Origin of the sequence: Mycobacterium dioxanotrophicus (genome assembly GCF_002157835.1) — a bacterium.
In the GTDB taxonomy this organism is placed as follows: Bacteria; Actinomycetota; Actinomycetes; order Mycobacteriales; family Mycobacteriaceae; genus Mycobacterium; species Mycobacterium dioxanotrophicus.
In genome coordinates this window covers 795310-811276 of sequence record NZ_CP020809.1, presented here as the reverse complement: position 1 = coordinate 811276, position 15967 = coordinate 795310, and the positions used below count along the sequence as shown (strand labels likewise).

The following is a 15967-nucleotide window of genomic DNA, read 5'->3' as shown; positions in this document are numbered from 1 at the left end:
TTTCCTCCCGATGTGTGCCGATGTCACCACAAACCTGAACTCAGAACGTCTCCCGCGAGCCCTGCCACGACAGGAATGATTCCCAGGCACAGAAAGGCCGGGAGGTAGCACAGACCGAGCGGCCCGGCGATGAGCACACCGGCCCGCTCGGCGGCAGCCTCGGCTGCCGCCGCGGCTTCGTGGCGTGACTGGTCGGCCAACTCTGCGACTCCACGGGCCAGCGCCGAACCCGACGATGCCGACCTGCGCGCGAGCCGCAGCAGCGCTTCGGCATTGCGGTCTTTCAAGCCGACATCATTCGGCCACGCCGTCACGGGATCCGCTCCCAGAGCGAGGAGATCGGCGGAACGGGTGAGCAACCCGGCGAGCGGTTCGGGTGCCGACGGCGCCGCGGCGGCCGCAGCACTCGCCACCGCCATGCCCGCGGACAGGCAGGCGGCGAACAACTCGAACGTCGATGCCGCGGCCAGCGGGTCCTCGGCCGACGGTCGCGGCGGCAGCCGGCGCTCCCCGACCGTCGGGTGCACCCGCAGCCGCGTCACGGGCCGATCCGCCGACACCAGCAGCGCGGCCGCCAGAAGTATTGCTGCCCAGCTCATCTCAGCACTCCGGCCACGATCCGGTCCGACCACAACAGGCCGCCGCACGCCAGCAGCACTCCGATGACCAACAGCCACCCGCCCGCGCCGGGAGCGAGCAAGAACGCCACAGGCTCCGCACCGATCAACTGTCCGAGCGCGATACCGATCACCGGCAGTCCGCCCAGCATGGCCGCGGTGGTGCGGGCACCGGCCAGGGCGGCGGTGACCCGTGCGGAAAAGCGCTCCCGCTCAACGATGTCCTGCGCAGCGGTCTGCATCAGGGTGGCGACGGCCAAACCGCGGGCCTCTGCCAGTCGCCAACACACCGCGAGCCGGTGCCAGTGCGTCGGCAGCGGCGACACCACGGCGACATCGTCGAGCCCGGCGGCGACATCGGCACCCAGCCGCGCCCGCGCCGCCACGGCACGCATACCGTCGGCCACCGGGCCGGAAACCTCCTGCGCTGCGACGGTGAACGCGGCGACCGGGTGCGCCCCGACGCGCAGTTCACCGACCAACACCTCCAGCGCTGATTGCAGGGCAACGGATTCGGCCGCTCGGCGTCCCTGCACGGTTCGGCGATGACGGCGCAGCGTCACAGTGCCCACCATCGCGCCTGTCGCCACCGCGACCGGGATCGGCACCAGCCACGCCAGCACGATCAGCACCGGGACGAGTAATGCCCACGGACGTCGCCGCGGCGGGCGGGGCAGCGCGCGTATCCGCCGGGGCGCCGCGGGCCACACCAGCAGCGCCGCAGCGAGGGCCAGCGCTGCGGCGGTCACGCCACACCCCGTTCGGTGATCATCCGATGCAGAATGCCTGCGCCGGTGGCCAGCCCGGCGTCCGCGTGCCATGCGGTGCGCACGTCGAGAACCCCGTCGACGCCGCGTTGCAGCACGGCGATCTCCGCGAGCCGGCGCCGCCCTTCGCGATCCCGGCCGACGTGCAGCAGTACCTGGCGCGGTTATCAGTAGTTAAGTACATATTGTGAGCACAATATGCGTGTTGAACTGCATATTTATCGTCGGGTACATGTACCCTAAGATGGTGCGTAGCAATATCAACCCTCTCGCCACGCCGGTGCGGCGTGTTGCTTGCGCTCTCTGTTTTTGTGTGCGAAATTCGCCGTGTGAACCTACAGGAGCGGTTGCGCAAGGCGGTGTCGGATCATGGGCCGTCGTTGGCGACTCTGCGTTACGACTTGGAGGTGGTGATCCCCAAGGTTGGCCAGATGTGGCAGCCGTTGTTCGAGGATCCGTTGGATATTCACGGTCAGGCGTTTTGTACGTGTGTGCGCCAGATGGTGTTGAGGATGCGCGAGCTTCGCAAGCCGATTCCGGGGGACACGTTGTTGACTTCTCGTGGCAGTGGGTTGTCGGTGCAGATCGCCGATTCGCGGGGGATGGATTTTCGTGCGCGACGGTGGCCGTCGAAGGTGTTGCACGGGGAGCGAGTTCGGGTGGTGACGCATCCAACGGGGGGCGATCTTCGGGTGCTGCGGCCGCCGAAGGCTCAGGTCGACGAGCAGATGTTGTTGGACGAGGACGAGCCGGCGCAGTTGTTTCCGTCGCCGATTGTGACTCCGGCCGGTACACCGGATATCTTCGCCCTGTGGTGGCCGACCGACGATGGGTGGGGATTGTCGGAGGCGGTGTTGGCGTTCGTGGTGGATGTGGACAATGCGTCGCGGGTGCAGATTTTGGCAACCGAGCCGCTGCCTCCGGTCACGGACTCTCCGCTGGTGACTCCGTCGGCGCAGGGTCAGGGGCCCAGGGACGACTTCGGCGAGTACGAGCCGCCGGCGCTGGGTACGGGCGAGGATCCCGAGGAGCCGGCTTAAGGGGTCGTGGTGTCGGGGGTCGATGCGAATGTCGGCGGGTGGCTGTTGAATCGAGGTCGCAATGACGACGACCGTGGACGTGTATGGGTTGCGGGTCAACCAGGCCCGGGTCATGCGCGCGATGACTGCCACTGCGGTGATGGAAGCGTTGGGCTGGAAGCATTCTCGGCTGAACCGGTTGGAGAAGTCGACCACGACGGCGTTGCCGATCGAGGATTTCGACCGGCTGGTGGCGGTGTTGCGGTTCCCGGCGAAATTTTTCACCACCGCTCCGACGTCGCGGGTGCACCAGTCGGATCTGTTGTTCCGTGCGCCGCGGTCGATCACGGCGACCGAGCGGGAGTATTTGGCGCAGTTCGCGGCATTGGCTGGGGAGTTTCTCGACGAGCTCAATGGCCGCACTCAGTTACCTGCGGTGAAGTTGCCGATACTTCCGATCGACACCGCGGTGACCCAGGCCGCTGCGGCGGTGCGTGCCAGTTGGGGGTTGGAGCACGATCAGCCGATCGAGTACCTGACGCATGAGATTGAGCGCAGCGGTGTGGTGGTCGTGGTGCGCCGGTTGCTGACCTCCTCGTCACGGCGGATCCTGGGTGACGGGGATTCCACCGGCAAGATCGACAAGCATTTGGGTTATTCGGTGCGTGTCGGGGAGTTCAATACCCGGCCGTTGATCGTTGTGCGGCAATCGAATTCGTGGGAACGGACCCGCTGGACGCTGGCTCATGAGGTGGGTCATCTGGTGTTGCATGCCTCGGGCAGCGTCACCGAGGCCTGCGAGGAGCAGGCGTCGCAGTTCGCGTCGGAGTTGTTGGCGCCGGCGGCGGTTCTGGCCAAGGAAGTGTCGCGGGCCCCGTCGCTGGCGGAGTTGTTGCCGGTGAAAGCCAAGTGGGGTGTGTCGCTGGGGGCGTTGATCAAGCACCTGCATACCTCGCAGTTGTTGACTGGGGCGCGGTTTGAGGCGTTGCGCCGCCAGCTCTACACCCGGGTCAATCCGGATACCGATACGACGTGGGGTCGGGTGGAGCCGGGCTGGAATGACCGTGAGGTGGAGCGGCCACGATTGATCAGCAAGTGGCTGGAGATGGCGTTTTCGGCGCGGTCGGCGGCGATGCTGGCCCCCTATGACTTGGTGTGGCCGCAGGATCTGCTGGAGGACTTCATGGCCGGGCAGCGGGCCGCCCCGGGCGCGGCGGCGGTGCGGGTGGCGGCCGGCAGCGGCAGAGCGACGGTCGGACCCGCGACAGCGGCGCCCAGTACGGGCAGCAATGTGATTCCGTTGCGGCAGCGAAGCCGGCGCGGCTAAAACACAAGGGGGTCGGGGGCCGGTGGCGCGAGTGCAGCGGGTGATCTTTGCCGACCAGCCTGTCACCTACACGATCGTCGGCGCCGATCATCTGCCGGTGGCCCCGGCTGCGGAGTATCTGAGGTTTCTGCGTGAGGGGGGCGCGTCCCCGCACACGGTGCGTGGCTACGCCGCGGGGTTGGCGCGGTGGTTCACGCTGCTCGAGCACACCGGCCATCGTTGGGATGACTTCCCCACCACCCTGTTCGGGCAGTACTTGCAGTATCTGCGGACTGGTGATCTGCCCGGGACACCGCGCCTGGGTGCCCCCGAGACCAAGATGGTGACCAGTTCTTTGCAGCCACGGGCGGCTGCGGTGTTGTCGATGTATCGCTATCACGCTGATGCCGGCACCACCGAGGTGCCGTATCGGCGTTTGGTCACTCAGCGGGGCAGCTGGCGGCGCCACACCCGCTACGTCGGGTTCCTCGACGGCGTCGGGCCCCACCGCGACGGTGAGCATCCGATCTACCCGGTGCGCACCCCGCGGCGATCGGCCACCCCTGTCTTGTCGCCTGCCCAGGTGGCCACGATCCTCGATGGCTGCTCGGTGCAGCGCGACGGGGACTGGTCCGGTGGGGCCGCCGGGGTGCGCAACCGGTTGTTTTTCGCTGTGCTGGCTGAAACGGGAATGCGTCTGGGCGAGGCCTTATCGCTGCGGCACAACGATTTTCATATCGGCGCCGGTGCGACCCCGTGGATCGACATTGTGGAGCGCCAAGATCACCCCTACGGTGCTCGGGTCAAGACCGGGCCGCGGCGGATCTATGTCGGAGATGACCTGGAGGCACTGTATTCAGAGTATGTGTGGCAGCTGGTGGCGATGAACGCCGACCAGGCCGTGGCGGATCTGTCGAATCATTTTGTGTTCGTCAATCTGCAACGGGGGCCGCGGTTTTCGCCGATGCGCCAGGAGAATGTCTACGAGAAGGTCCGCGGCCTGCGCACAGCGCATCGGAGTCTGCCGCCGGATTGGTCACCGCACTGGCTGCGCCACACTCACGCCACCGCGCTACTGCTGGCGGGGGTGCCTGAGCATGTGGTGATGCGGCGGCTGGGGCATGCCGATGTGCAGACCACGCTGTCCACCTACGGCTGGGTCACCCAGGACGCGGCGATGCGCTCGCTGGCCGAGTGGAAAAACTATGTCGCCGGTTGGAAAGGGCTTCACGATGGCCAGCAATGAGGGCCACCTGGCCAGGCCCACGGGGAAACTCAACGCCTCAGTGTGGCAGGCGCAGTGGGCCCAGGTGCCCGCCGAATGGCGCCGCCCGGCGTATCAGGTGCATCTGCCCCCGGCAGATCGGGTGTTCCTGTCCCGCAAGAACGATGTGCCGCCCGCTGCGGCCGCTGGGGTGTACGACTTCACCCCGCAGGCCACACCGGCGCGGTTCGCCGACGAGATCGCCTGGTGGGTGTGGGTGTGCTACCACGAGGGGCTGCGCAAGATAGAGCATTCCCTGCTGCGCTGGGCCACCCAGGCCATCAGCGCCGCCGCGGCCGAGTACCGCAGTGCGCACGGCCGCCACCCGGTGAGCATCACCGACCTGGCGGTCAACGACATGGTGCGCCACGCGGTCGTGGTGTTCGAGCGGCGCAATGCGCGGCTGCCCGCCGGCGGCACACGCCGCAATATTGTGGGCCTGATCGAGCATCTGCACCTGTTTGTGTCGGTGCGGGCCAGCGCCATCGACTGGTGGGCCTATGACACCTGGGATCTGCGGGCCGATCCACGGATCCCGCAACGCGAACACGAACCGTGCCACGAGAAGACGGTGCGCATCGGGGCGATCGAACCAGCGTGGCTTCGCGAAGGGGTGCGGTTTTGGCTGCGCACCTGCCTGGATGCGGAGTTGCTGCGCTGGTCCTCGGCAGTCGATCGTGCCCGCGAGATGGCGCGCCATTTCGGTGCATTCGTGATCGCGCGTGGCTACACCGATCCCGTCTTATCCGATGACCCGGCGCAGCTACGCCTGATTTTCACTACCTACAACGAATACCTGCGCTCCCCGGCCGCGGCTGCCCGACATGACAAGCCGTTGTCTGCCACGGCGATCGGCGACAGCCAATCTCAGATCCAGAGCTTCTACACGTTCATGCTCGACCATGCCCCCGAGGCCGCGGCAGCCACCGGCGATGCGCGTTGGGAGAACCTAACTGCGGCGCACACCCGGTTGTGGGGGCCGGCGTTTCGCACCCGCCGCGCCCACCGCACCCGGGAATTGACCTGGTACTCCACTGGAGAACTGCAGCAGATGCTGGCCTACCTCGACGTGCTCGCCGCCCAACGGGGCGCCCTGGTGTCGGTGACCCATCCCGATGGCACCGTGTCACTGATCAAAGGCCTCGGCGACCCCCAGGCCGCCCGGATCTGGCTGCTGCAAGCACTGACTGGGCGGCGGGCCTCAGAAATCCTCATGCTCGATCACCACCCGCTCGAAGCGATCCCCGGCGCGGCGCGGCCCACCGCCACCGATGACCCCGATGTGTTCGTGGCCAAACTGCGCTACCAACAGACCAAAGTCGACGGGGTCATCCCCACCATCCTGGTCGAGCAGGCCGTGGTCAACGTCATCGCCGAGCAACAGCGCTGGCTCGCCGACACCCACCCCAGCCTCACCCCGAAATACCTGTTCATCGCGGTCAAACAAAACCTAGCCGGGCGCCGGCCCCGCCCGTATGCGACGTATCGGGCCTCCCTGGACAAGCTCGATGCCATCCATGGTCTCACCGATGCTGCGGGAAACCCGTTGCGGTTCACCCAAACGCATCGGCTGCGCCACACCCGGGCCACCGAACTGCTCAACGACGGCGTGCCGATCCACGTCGTCCAGCGCTACCTGGGCCACAAGAGCCCCGAGATGACCATGCGTTATGCCGCGACACTGGCCGCGACCGCCGAAGCGGAGTTCCTCAAACACAAGAAGATCGGCGCTCACGGCACCGACATCGGAATCAGCCCGTCTGACATGTTGGACATGACCCAGCTCTCAGTGCGCACCGACCGGGTCTTGCCCAACGGGGTGTGCCTGCTGCCGCCACTGAAAACCTGCGACAAGGGCAACGCCTGTCTGTCGTGCGGGCATTTCGCCACCGACGCCACCCACATCGACGAACTCAAAGATCAGCACGCCAAGACCACGGCGCTGGTCGAGATCAGACGTCAGCAGTACCGCCGGCGCACCGGCCGCGAACTCACCGATGACAACGTATGGGTCGCCCAACGCCTGCGCGAATTGCATTCCCTGCAAGCCATCCTGGACCGCCTGACCGCAGATCAACGCACCCATCAGGAGGCGATCGCCGGGGCCGGGACGGCCAACCGCATCCCGCTGCAACCTGTGGCCACCCGCGGTGCGCACGATTCAGCACTGCGCAAAGCCGATCCTCACACACCCGCATGACCGTCACCCCCGCCTCCCTCACCGCCCTTGAGGCCAGCGCCCGCAAACGCAGCGCCGACGTCGAGGCCCGTATCGATCGGGCCCTGAAGAAGATGCGCAAGCAGGGCCTCGACATCAACGTCAGCAGCCTGGCCCGCCACGCCGGAGTGTCACGCAGCGTCATCCACCGCCGCCCCCAACTGCGAGAACAGATCCGCACCACCCAGCCGCTGGCCGCCGCCCCCGATCCACCGCCACCACCGGCTACCAACACCGAGAGCAGCATCATCACCGCACTACGGACCCGCCTGAAGGCACGAGACGCCCAGATCGCCGACCTGAAAGCCCAACTGCGCGAACGCGACCACATCATCGCGACCCTGCACGGGCAACTGGCCCGCAAACCCCACCCGGACACCACCCCTAGCTGGCTGGTTGTGCGGGTCGCTGCGTGGTTTGCGCGGTGATGAAGTCGTCGACGATGCGGGTGCAGTCGTGGTGGCCGATGGCGCGCAGGCCGGTCATGCGGGCAAAGACCAGGGGGCCGACCAGTTGGCACAGTGCCAGTTCGATGTCGAGTTCACCGAGTTGGTCGAAGGTTTCGGGACTGTGCAGGATTTCGTCGAAAGGCCGCCGGTACTGCTCGATCACCCGGGTGCGCAGCATGCTGGCAGTGGCGTGGTGACCGGTATCGCTGTCGCTGTCGTGCGTTTCGGTGGGGCCCAACGCGGCCCAGGCCAAGGTGGTGACGTGCAGCGGCGCTTCGGCGAACAGGTCGGCTTGGCGCGAGAGCAGTTCGACGAGCCGCTCACGCAGGGTGCCGCTGGTCGGGGCGGGCGCGATGACTTGGGGCAGCAGTGATGGCGCTAAGTGAAAGTGCTCAGTCTCGCTAATTGAAAGTGCCCAGTTGGCAGCGGTGGTTCGGCGTGTCGTCGGACTGCTTGTCGGGGTTCTGCTCATCGTCAGCGGAGTTGTGTTTCCGCTGATGAATGGGAGGGCCGTCGTTTGCTGTCGCTGGAGGGTGATGTGGAAGCGCATGCGCTTCGGGAGCAGGGTTGGTCGATATCGGCGATCGCTCGCCATCTCGGGATCAATCGCCGAACCGTTCGGGCCTATCTGGCTGGGGAACGAGTACCCGGGCAACGCCAACGCTCTGAACCGCTGGTGATCGATCCGTTCGTCGAGTACTGCCGGATCCGCCTGGCTGACGATCCGCACCTGTGGGCCTCAACCCTGTTCGACGAACTCGTCGAGCTAGGTTTTACCGGCTCGTATCCGTCGCTGACCCTGGCAATCCGAAACCTGGGGCTGCGACCGCATTGCGAGCCGTGTCAGTCGGTCAAGGGCCGCGACGTCGCGGTCATCGATCATCCGCCCGGGGTCGAGACTCAGTGGGACTGGGTCGAGCTGCCCGATCCACCAGCATCGTGGGCGGCTGACCGGCATGCCCACCTGCTGGTCGGGGCGTTGGCCCATTCGAGCCGCTGGCGCGGGGCGCTGGCCCCGGCCGAGGACTTCGCGCACGTCGTGGAAGCGATCGAGGCGGTCAGCATCCGGTTGGGTGGGGTCACCCAGCGGTGGCGGTTCGACCGGATGGCCACGGTATGTCATCCCGAATCGGGCCGGATCACCGCGGCGTTCGCCGGGGTGGCCAAACACTACGCTGTCGCCGTCGATGTGTGCCCGCCACGACGGGGCAACCGCAAGGGTGTGGTGGAGAAGTCCAATCACGCTGCCGCCCAACGCTGGTGGCGCACCGTCACCGACGACACCACGATCGAGCAAGCCCAGGCGTCGCTGGACCGGCTGTGCGTGAAGCTCGACGGGCGCCGCCGGCGCCGCGACGGGCAGGCCACCACCGTCGGCGCCCTGGCCGATGCCGAACCACTACGGTCACTGCCGACGGGTTCGTATCCGGCCGAGTTGACCGAACACCGCATCGTCACTCCACAAGCGTTGGTGTCCTGGCGGGGCAATCAGTACTCGGTGCCGCCGGGGCTGGCCGGGGCCACGGTGACCGTCACCCACCGCCTGGGCTCTGACACCGTGCAATTGACCACGGCATCGGGAGCCGTTGTTGCCGCGCACCGCCGCGCGGTCGACGGCAGCGGCGCGGTGGTGCGCGATGCCGGTCACGTCGTCGCGCTCGAACAGGCAGTGCTATCGGGGTTCTCGACGGCCAGGCCTTGCACTCATAAGACCCGGCGACCGCCCTCGGTGGCCGCCGTTGCCGAGGCCGCGCGGCTGCGTGGTGCCCCGGCGAACGATCCCGCCCAGAAGGTAGTGATCGATCTGGCCGTCTATGCGGCGACCGCAGCACGGCTATCCGTTGTTCCCCAACACCATCCAACCGAACAGAACCAGGAGTAACCCCCTTGAGCAAAACCGTCCCACAGATGAGCGAAGCCCGCCGATACCAACAACTCCGGGCACATCTGTCCTATCTGAAACTCGGCGACGCAGCCGAAGCGCTACCCCGCATCCTCGATGCCGCCCGCGCCGAAAACCTGTCCCTGACCGCCGCTTTGGAGCGGCTGTTGGAGATCGAGGTCAACGCCACCGAAGCCCGCCGGCTGACCTCACGGTTGCGGTTCGCCTGTCTGCCCGAACCCTGGACCATGGCCGATTTCGATTTCGCCGCCCAGCCCGGGGTCGACGCCAAACTGATCAACGACCTGGCCAGTCTGCGCTTCCTCGACGACGCGGCCAACGTGCTGTTCGTCGGCCCACCCGGGGTCGGCAAGACCATGCTGGCCGTCGCGTTGGCCCGCGGCGCGGTCGAGGCCGGCCACCGGGTGTATTTCACCACCGCCGCCGACCTGGCGGCCCGCTGCCACAAAGCCGCCCTGGAAGGCCGCTGGCACACCTGCATGCGGTTCTTCGCCGGACCGAAACTGTTGGTGATTGACGAACTTGGCTACCTTCCGCTGCCCGGCGATGGGGCATCCGCGTTGTTCCAGGTGATCAACCAACGGTATCTGAAGTCGAGTACGATTCTGACAACCAATGTTGGGATCGCTGACTGGGCAACCGCTTTCGGAGACGCCACCGTCGCAGCCGCCATGTTGGACAGGCTACTGCACCGCGCCACCGTGGTCGGTATCGACGGACCCAGCTACCGGCTGCGCAACCACCAAGCCACCGCCGAAACGATGCGTAAGGCGGTCGCCGCCCATGTCAGCTGAGACCCGTTCCTGCCAAGCCTGCTGGACCGAATTCACCGCCACCACACCGACCAAGATCTACTGCTCAGACCGCTGCCGCAAACACGCCTGGGAGCAACGCAAACACAGCGACACCGCCGCCACCGTCACCGAGGCCCGGCCACCCGCCCCACAGCCGGCCGCCACCCGTTCCTGCCCGCATTGCGGCGAACCCATCACCATCGTCGCTTTGCTGACCACTCCAGAAGCTGCCCGCCCCAGCACCCCCGGCGACGGCACAATCGTTCCCCTGCAACGACGAACCTGCTAACCTTAGCCACTCAAGCCAACTGGGCAATTTCGCTTAGCATCTCTGGGCAGTCTTCTTTAGCGCCATCAAGCAGTCGTTCGAAGGTGGCCGCGAGCAGTTGTGAGGAACTGTTGAAGTGGCGGTAGAGGGTGGTGCGGGCGACCTTGGAGGCTTTGGTGACCGCGTCGATGGTGACGGCTTCGATCCCACCGGTTTTGAGCAGGTTGGCCGCGGCGTCGAGCAGCCGGGTGCGCGATCGGGTGCGGCGCGGGTCGACGTCGTCCTCGTCGTCGGGTGCCGCCGCGGGTTCTGTCCCCACCTGACCTCCTGGTGTGTTGCCTCGTCGGTGCATTGCGGCCGCTCTCCCGGTTATGGTACCGATAGTATCGCAGCGAAACTGCTAGTACCGGCGGTCCCGGGTCGGGACGCGGTGGCGGGGCTGCCCGGGTGTGAGGAGGCCGTGATGGGTGCTGATCAGCCGCAGCGGTTGCCGTCGCACACGCCGACCTGCATGGGCTGCGGGCCGGACAATCCGCACGGTTTGCAGCTGGAGGTGTTTCGGTGCGGTGATGAGGTGTTCGCTGATCTGGTGTTCGATGAGCGTCATATCGGCGCGCCCGGGCTCGCGCACGGTGGTGCGATCGCCGCGGCGTGTGATGACGTGCTGGGTTTTTCGTTGTGGATCGCGGCCACCCCGGCGGTGACGCGCCGTTTGACGGTGGACTATCTGCAGCCGGTGCCGTTGGGGTGCACGCATCGGCTGACCGCGCGGATCGCCGCACGCGAGGGCCGGGCCCTGCATGTGGAGGGGGTGGGGGTCGGTGTGGACGGTGTCACCCGGTTCACCGCCTCGGCGGTGTTCATCACGGTGGATGCGGCCCATTTCGCCGCCCACGGTGACATCAGCGGTTTCGGGGAGTTGTTCGCCGAGCTGACCCGCTACGGCGGCCCCGACGCGGGGTCGCGGTCGCGATGAGCGCACCCACCGCGACACCCCGCAGCCGAGCTCGGCGCCCGCGCCGGCCGGCGGCCGCGGTGCTGGCACGGCGCGAGGCGATCCTGGATGCCGCGTGGGCGGTGGCCTCAGCACACGGTTTTGACGGGGTACAGATGCGTGCGGTGGCCGCGCAGGCCGGCATTGCCGCCAGCTCCCTGTATCGGCATTTCCGATCCAAAAGTCATCTGCTGGTGACGGTGCTGGCCCGCGAATTCGAACGTCTCGACACCGAATTCGACTGGAGTACCGGTGATCTGGCGCCGCAGGCCCGGCTGGGGCGGTTGACAACGCACCTGCACACGGCCTGGCAGGCCAACCCGCACCTGACCGAGGCGATGGTGCGTGCGTTCGTCGTGGCCGACACCGAGGCCACCGGCGCGATCGAGCACGCTGTCGCGGTGATCGAGGACATGCTGGCCCGCGCCCTGGGCGGGCCCGCACCCACCGCACATGACCGTGACGTGGCCAGCCTGATCGCCGACGTGTGGCTGGCCAACCTGATCGCCGTCATCAGCGGCCGCATCGATGCAGGCCAGGCCCGCGAGCGCATCGACCGGACCGCCCGGCAGCTGACATCCGGACCCGGCGCCACCGGTTAGCGAGACTAGTAGTATCGCTGCGCTACTCCCAGTACCATAAAGCGACACAATGACGTGTCGAAGGGAGCCGGGCATGCATACCCCCTGGATCGAGCGGTGCACCGTTCAGCGTGTCTCGTTGCGCGACGGATTGGTGCTCGACCTCGACGATTACAACGAATTGGTGATCGCCACCCCGATCCCGCTGACCCTGCCGCCGATCGGACCGTCTTATCCCGAAGAGCAGGTCCTCATCGACCCGGGCAACGTCTCAGCCCAGCAGCGTCCACTGCTGGACCTGGCCGGCGCGGTGTGCACGGGGGCGTGGTGCGACGAGGACGGCGGATTGCACCTGGGTTTTTCCCGCGGCCATCGCATCGATGTCGCCCCGCAGGAGGCCGCGACCTCCTGGGAGCTCTACGGCAAACGCCACGGCTACATGGCATGCCTGCCCCGGGGGCGGGTGCGGGTGGTGCGCCACGACCTGCCCGACGACGAATCTGACGACGCCGCAAGTTAATTCACCCCCGACGCCCCCGGCCGCAACCATGGCCCGAAAGATCGGCGCGACCCTTCCGATCCCCGTGTGGGACTATTAGTATCGTAGCGATACCGATAGTTTCGTTTCTGTGGGAGGCGTGCGGATGGGCGATCGAACCGAGGGGGCTACGCCCTCCCGTGGGCGGCGGGGAGTCGATCTGTCCGGATCCTCGGAATACAGCGCCCGGCTGGGTCGGCTCGCGGCGTTCACGGTGGGCCACAAGGCATTAGTGATCGGTGGATGGATCGCGGCCGCGGTGGTGCTGGCGCTGCTGTTCCCGCAGTTGGAGACGGTGGTGCGCCAACAGTCGGTCGATCTGATCCCGCGGGGATGTGCCGTCGTTTCAGACCGTAGACCGCATGAGTGCGGCCTTCGGTGAGCAGGGGTCCAAGACGATGCTGTTCGTCGCGATGGAAGACCCGGCCGGCCTGAGCGCCGATAATCAGCTGCGCTATCAGGATCTGGTGGGGCGACTGCGCGCCGATCACGACCATGTGCTGCTGGTCCAGGATCTGCTGGCCGACCCGCTCACCAGAACCCAGGCGGTCAGCGCTGACGGCAAGGCCTGGTATCTGCCGGTCGGGGTGGCCGGCACCCTCGGGGGGATCCCACCGCGGCCGAATCCGTGCAAGCCGTGCGCGACCTCACCGACACGGCGTTCGCCAACACATCCACCACGGCCTATGTCACGGGGCCACCGGCCACGTTCGCCGATCAGATCGCCTCGGCCGAGCACGACCTGGTGTTCATCTCGATCGCCACCGCCGCGCTGATCGCCCTGATCCTGCTGATCGTGTACCGGTCGGTGTTCACCGCACTGCTGCCGCTATTGGTGATCGGGATCAGCCTGGCCGTCGGGCGTGGGGTGCTCTCAGCACTCGGGGGAACTGGGTATGCCCGTCTCGCAGTTCACCGTGGCATTCATGACCGCGATCCTGCTCGGCGCCGGCACCGACTACACCGTGTTTCTGATCAGCCGCTACCACGAACAACGCCGCGCCCAGGTGCCCGCCGATCAGGCGGTCATCGCAGCCACCGCCAGCATCGGCCGGGTCATCTTGGCCTCGGCGGGCACCGTGGCCCTGGCCTTTCTGGCCATGGTGTTCGCCACCTTGAGCGTGTTCGCCGGACTCGGCCCGGCCTGCGCGGTCGCCGTGGCCGTCGGATTCGCCGCCACCGTGACCCTGCTGCCACCGGTGCTGGCGCTGGCCGCAACCCGCGGCATCGGCGAACCCAAACCCGACCGCACCCGCCGCTACTGGAACAGCGTGGCCGTGGCCGTAGTGCGCCGCCCGGTACCACTGCTGGTCATCAGCCTGACCATCCTGGTGGCACTGTCGGCGGCCGCGGCGACCATGACCATCAGCTACGACGACCGCCAAGGACAACCCGCCACCACCGCCAGCAACCAGGGCTATCAACTGCTGGACCGCCATTTCCCCAAAGACGTCGTCATCACCGAATTCCTCGTCGTGCAAAACCCCACCGACATGCGCACCGGCAAGACCCTGGCCGACCTCGACGAGATGGCCTCGCGCATCGCCCAAATCCCGTCCGTGACACGTGTTTCCGGGGTCACCCGACCGGCCGGGCAACGCCTCGACCAAGCCCAACTGTCCTGGCAGAACGGACAAATCGGCGACAAGATGGCCGACTCGGTGGCCCAGGGCAACGACCGGCGCAGCGACCTGGACAAGCTCACCCACGGCGCCGACCAACTCGCCGACGGCCTAGCCCAACTCGACACCACCGTGCGCACCGCGCTCACCCCCCTGGGCGGAGCACTCACCCAAGCCGGCACCGCCGGAAAGAGCATGCAGCGCTTCGGCCCGCTGCTGCAACAACTCTCAGCCACCGCACCCGAGGTCGACACCGCCATCCAGGCCGGCCCCGGCATCCGGCCCTTGGCCGAACGCGCCCAGAACGCCATCGCAGCCCTCGACCCGCTCGTCACCGCACTCAACACCTCACCGTGGTGTGTGACCACCCCACAATGCGCCCAGATCCGCGACCAGGTCACCGTGCTGACCACCCTGCGCGACAACGGATTCTTCACCCAACTCGCCACCCTGGGCGACCAGTACAACCCGGCCACCAACGCCACCGTCACCGGCACCCTCACCGAAGTGCAACACAGCGTGGCCGCCATGAACAACGCCTTCAAAACCCTCGGCAACCCCGAAAACCTGGCCGCCAACATCGGCCGACTCCAACACGGCATCAGCCAACTGGCCTCCGGCGCACGCGCCCTGGCCACCGGCGTGCACGCCCTGGCCGACAGCAACATCCAAATGCTGTCCGGGATGAGTCAAATCGCGGCCCAACTGCAAAACTCCGCCCGCGCCACCGCCGGATCCGATGCCGCCACCGGCTTCTACCTGCCCCCCGAAGCCTTCGACAACCGCCAATTCGCCGACGTCGCCAAACACTTCCTCTCACCCGACGGCAAAACCGCCCGCTTCGCCATCGACACCAGCACCGACCCCTACAGCGGCGAGGCGATGAACCTGGCCCGCCAGATCACCGACATCGCCAACACCGCACGACCCAACACCTCCCTGGACCACGCCACCGTCTCCGTCGCCGGCTTCCCCGCCGTCAACTCCGACATCCAACGCCTGCTCTCAGCCGACTTCACCCAACTGGCCATCGCCACCCTGGTCATCGTCGGACTCATCCTCATCGCCCTGCTGCGCGCCCTGATCGCCCCCCTGTACCTGCTGGGCACCGTCGTGCTGAACTACCTGGCCTCACTCGGTATCGGTGTCATCGTCTTCCAATGGATCCTTGGCCACGAAATCGCCTGGCCCGTACCACTATTAGCGTTCATCATCCTCGTCGCCGTCGGCGCCGACTACAACATGCTGCTCGTATCCCGACTCCGCGAAGAATCCACCCACAACATCCGCGTCGGCGTCCTGCGCACCGTGGCCACCACCGGCTCAGTCATCACCTCCGCCGGCCTCATCTTCGCCGCCAGCATGTTCGGCCTCATGATCGGATCGGTGGCCATCATGATCCAAACCGGACTCATCATCGGCTGCGGACTGCTGCTGGACACCTTCCTCGTGCGCACCCTCACCGTCCCAGCCATCGCCACCCTGCTCCGCCAAGCCAGCTGGTGGCCACAACGCCCCACCACACCCACAACACACCCCACACCCACACCGCAACCAGCCACCGCCACCGCCACCGCCACAACCTGACACCGCCAACAAATTCCGGCCACCGCACAGCGCAGATCAT

General features: G+C 66.8%; 14 protein-coding genes and 2 pseudogenes. 12 read left to right on the top strand and 4 right to left on the bottom strand.

What is annotated here, in order from left to right; translation table 11 throughout:
• Positions 1 to 23 precede the first annotated feature (23 nt).
• Together BTO20_RS03795 and BTO20_RS03790 are read right to left on the bottom strand one after the other, a co-directional pair.
• On the bottom strand, positions 24 to 599 hold the full coding sequence (locus BTO20_RS03795; RefSeq protein WP_087073516.1) for a type II secretion system F family protein: 576 nt from the start codon (positions 597 to 599) through the stop codon (positions 24 to 26).
• Entirely contained in the window at positions 596 to 1366 is a 771-nt protein-coding gene (locus BTO20_RS03790) for a type II secretion system F family protein (RefSeq protein ID WP_087073514.1), read from the bottom strand. The genes BTO20_RS03795 and BTO20_RS03790 overlap by 4 nt, the downstream gene beginning before the upstream one ends.
• A 347-nt stretch (positions 1367 to 1713) precedes the next feature.
• Here BTO20_RS03790 and BTO20_RS03780 point away from each other — a divergent pair, with 347 nt between their 5' ends.
• The 5 genes from BTO20_RS03780 (at position 1714) to BTO20_RS03760 (ending at position 7619) form a co-directional block, all read left to right on the top strand.
• The gene (locus tag BTO20_RS03780) at positions 1714 to 2424 is read left to right on the top strand and encodes a hypothetical protein (protein ID WP_003882610.1); all 711 of its coding nucleotides are present in this window, start codon (positions 1714 to 1716) and stop codon (positions 2422 to 2424) included.
• 61 nt (positions 2425 to 2485) lie between these two features.
• Entirely contained in the window at positions 2486 to 3730 is a 1245-nt protein-coding gene (locus BTO20_RS03775; protein ID WP_087073510.1) for an ImmA/IrrE family metallo-endopeptidase, read from the top strand.
• 22 nt (positions 3731 to 3752) lie between these two features.
• Positions 3753 to 4955: a tyrosine-type recombinase/integrase gene (locus BTO20_RS03770; RefSeq protein ID WP_198344246.1), complete on the top strand. Its 1203-nt coding sequence runs from the start codon at positions 3753 to 3755 to the stop codon at positions 4953 to 4955.
• Positions 4942 to 7173 carry a tyrosine-type recombinase/integrase gene (locus BTO20_RS03765; RefSeq protein WP_087073508.1) on the top strand — a complete coding sequence of 744 codons (2232 nt, stop codon included), beginning with the start codon at positions 4942 to 4944 and terminating at the stop codon, positions 7171 to 7173. The genes BTO20_RS03770 and BTO20_RS03765 overlap by 14 nt, the downstream gene beginning before the upstream one ends.
• Positions 7170 to 7619, top strand: coding sequence for a DUF6262 family protein (locus BTO20_RS03760; RefSeq protein ID WP_087073506.1), 450 nt, complete (start codon positions 7170 to 7172; stop codon positions 7617 to 7619). Before BTO20_RS03765 ends, BTO20_RS03760 begins: the two co-directional genes overlap by 4 nt.
• Here BTO20_RS03760 and BTO20_RS03755 read toward each other — a convergent pair.
• Entirely contained in the window at positions 7576 to 8235 is a 660-nt protein-coding gene (locus tag BTO20_RS03755; protein ID WP_408632153.1) for a TetR family transcriptional regulator, read from the bottom strand. The genes BTO20_RS03760 and BTO20_RS03755 overlap by 44 nt on opposite strands.
• Between BTO20_RS03755 and BTO20_RS03750 the strand changes: the two genes are divergently transcribed.
• Genes BTO20_RS03750 through BTO20_RS03740 form a run of 3 tightly spaced genes read left to right on the top strand, consistent with a single transcriptional unit; the run spans position 8158 to position 10626 of the window.
• Positions 8158 to 9522, top strand: a complete 1365-nt coding sequence (locus BTO20_RS03750; RefSeq protein ID WP_087073504.1) for a Mu transposase domain-containing protein — start codon at positions 8158 to 8160, stop codon at positions 9520 to 9522. The genes BTO20_RS03755 and BTO20_RS03750 overlap by 78 nt on opposite strands.
• Positions 9523 to 9548: 26 nt before the next feature.
• Positions 9549 to 10337 (top strand): IS21-like element helper ATPase IstB, encoded by a 789-nt coding sequence (gene istB / locus BTO20_RS03745; protein ID WP_087072468.1) that lies wholly within the window; start codon positions 9549 to 9551, stop codon positions 10335 to 10337.
• Positions 10327 to 10626, top strand: a complete 300-nt coding sequence (locus BTO20_RS03740; RefSeq protein ID WP_087072533.1) for a hypothetical protein — start codon at positions 10327 to 10329, stop codon at positions 10624 to 10626. The genes istB and BTO20_RS03740 overlap by 11 nt, the downstream gene beginning before the upstream one ends.
• A 67-nt stretch (positions 10627 to 10693) precedes the next feature.
• On the opposite strand, the pseudogene BTO20_RS03735 reads toward BTO20_RS03740, so the two are convergent.
• Positions 10694 to 10924: pseudogene (locus BTO20_RS03735) on the bottom strand (TetR/AcrR family transcriptional regulator); the annotation flags it as partial.
• 144 nt (positions 10925 to 11068) lie between these two features.
• Here BTO20_RS03735 and BTO20_RS03730 point away from each other — a divergent pair.
• From BTO20_RS03730 to BTO20_RS03715, 4 genes and pseudogenes are all read left to right on the top strand, one after another.
• Positions 11069 to 11581, top strand: coding sequence for a PaaI family thioesterase (locus BTO20_RS03730; protein WP_087081559.1), 513 nt, complete (start codon positions 11069 to 11071; stop codon positions 11579 to 11581).
• 59 nt (positions 11582 to 11640) lie between these two features.
• Positions 11641 to 12201 carry a TetR family transcriptional regulator gene (locus BTO20_RS03725; protein ID WP_087073502.1) on the top strand — a complete coding sequence of 187 codons (561 nt, stop codon included), beginning with the start codon at positions 11641 to 11643 and terminating at the stop codon, positions 12199 to 12201.
• Positions 12202 to 12274: 73 nt separating this feature from the next.
• Positions 12275 to 12700 (top strand): DUF6188 family protein, encoded by a 426-nt coding sequence (locus tag BTO20_RS03720; RefSeq protein WP_087073500.1) that lies wholly within the window; start codon positions 12275 to 12277, stop codon positions 12698 to 12700.
• A gap of 124 nt (positions 12701 to 12824) precedes the next feature.
• A pseudogene (locus tag BTO20_RS03715) lies at positions 12825 to 15927 on the top strand (MMPL/RND family transporter).
• The last annotated feature ends 40 nt before the right edge of the window (positions 15928 to 15967 follow it).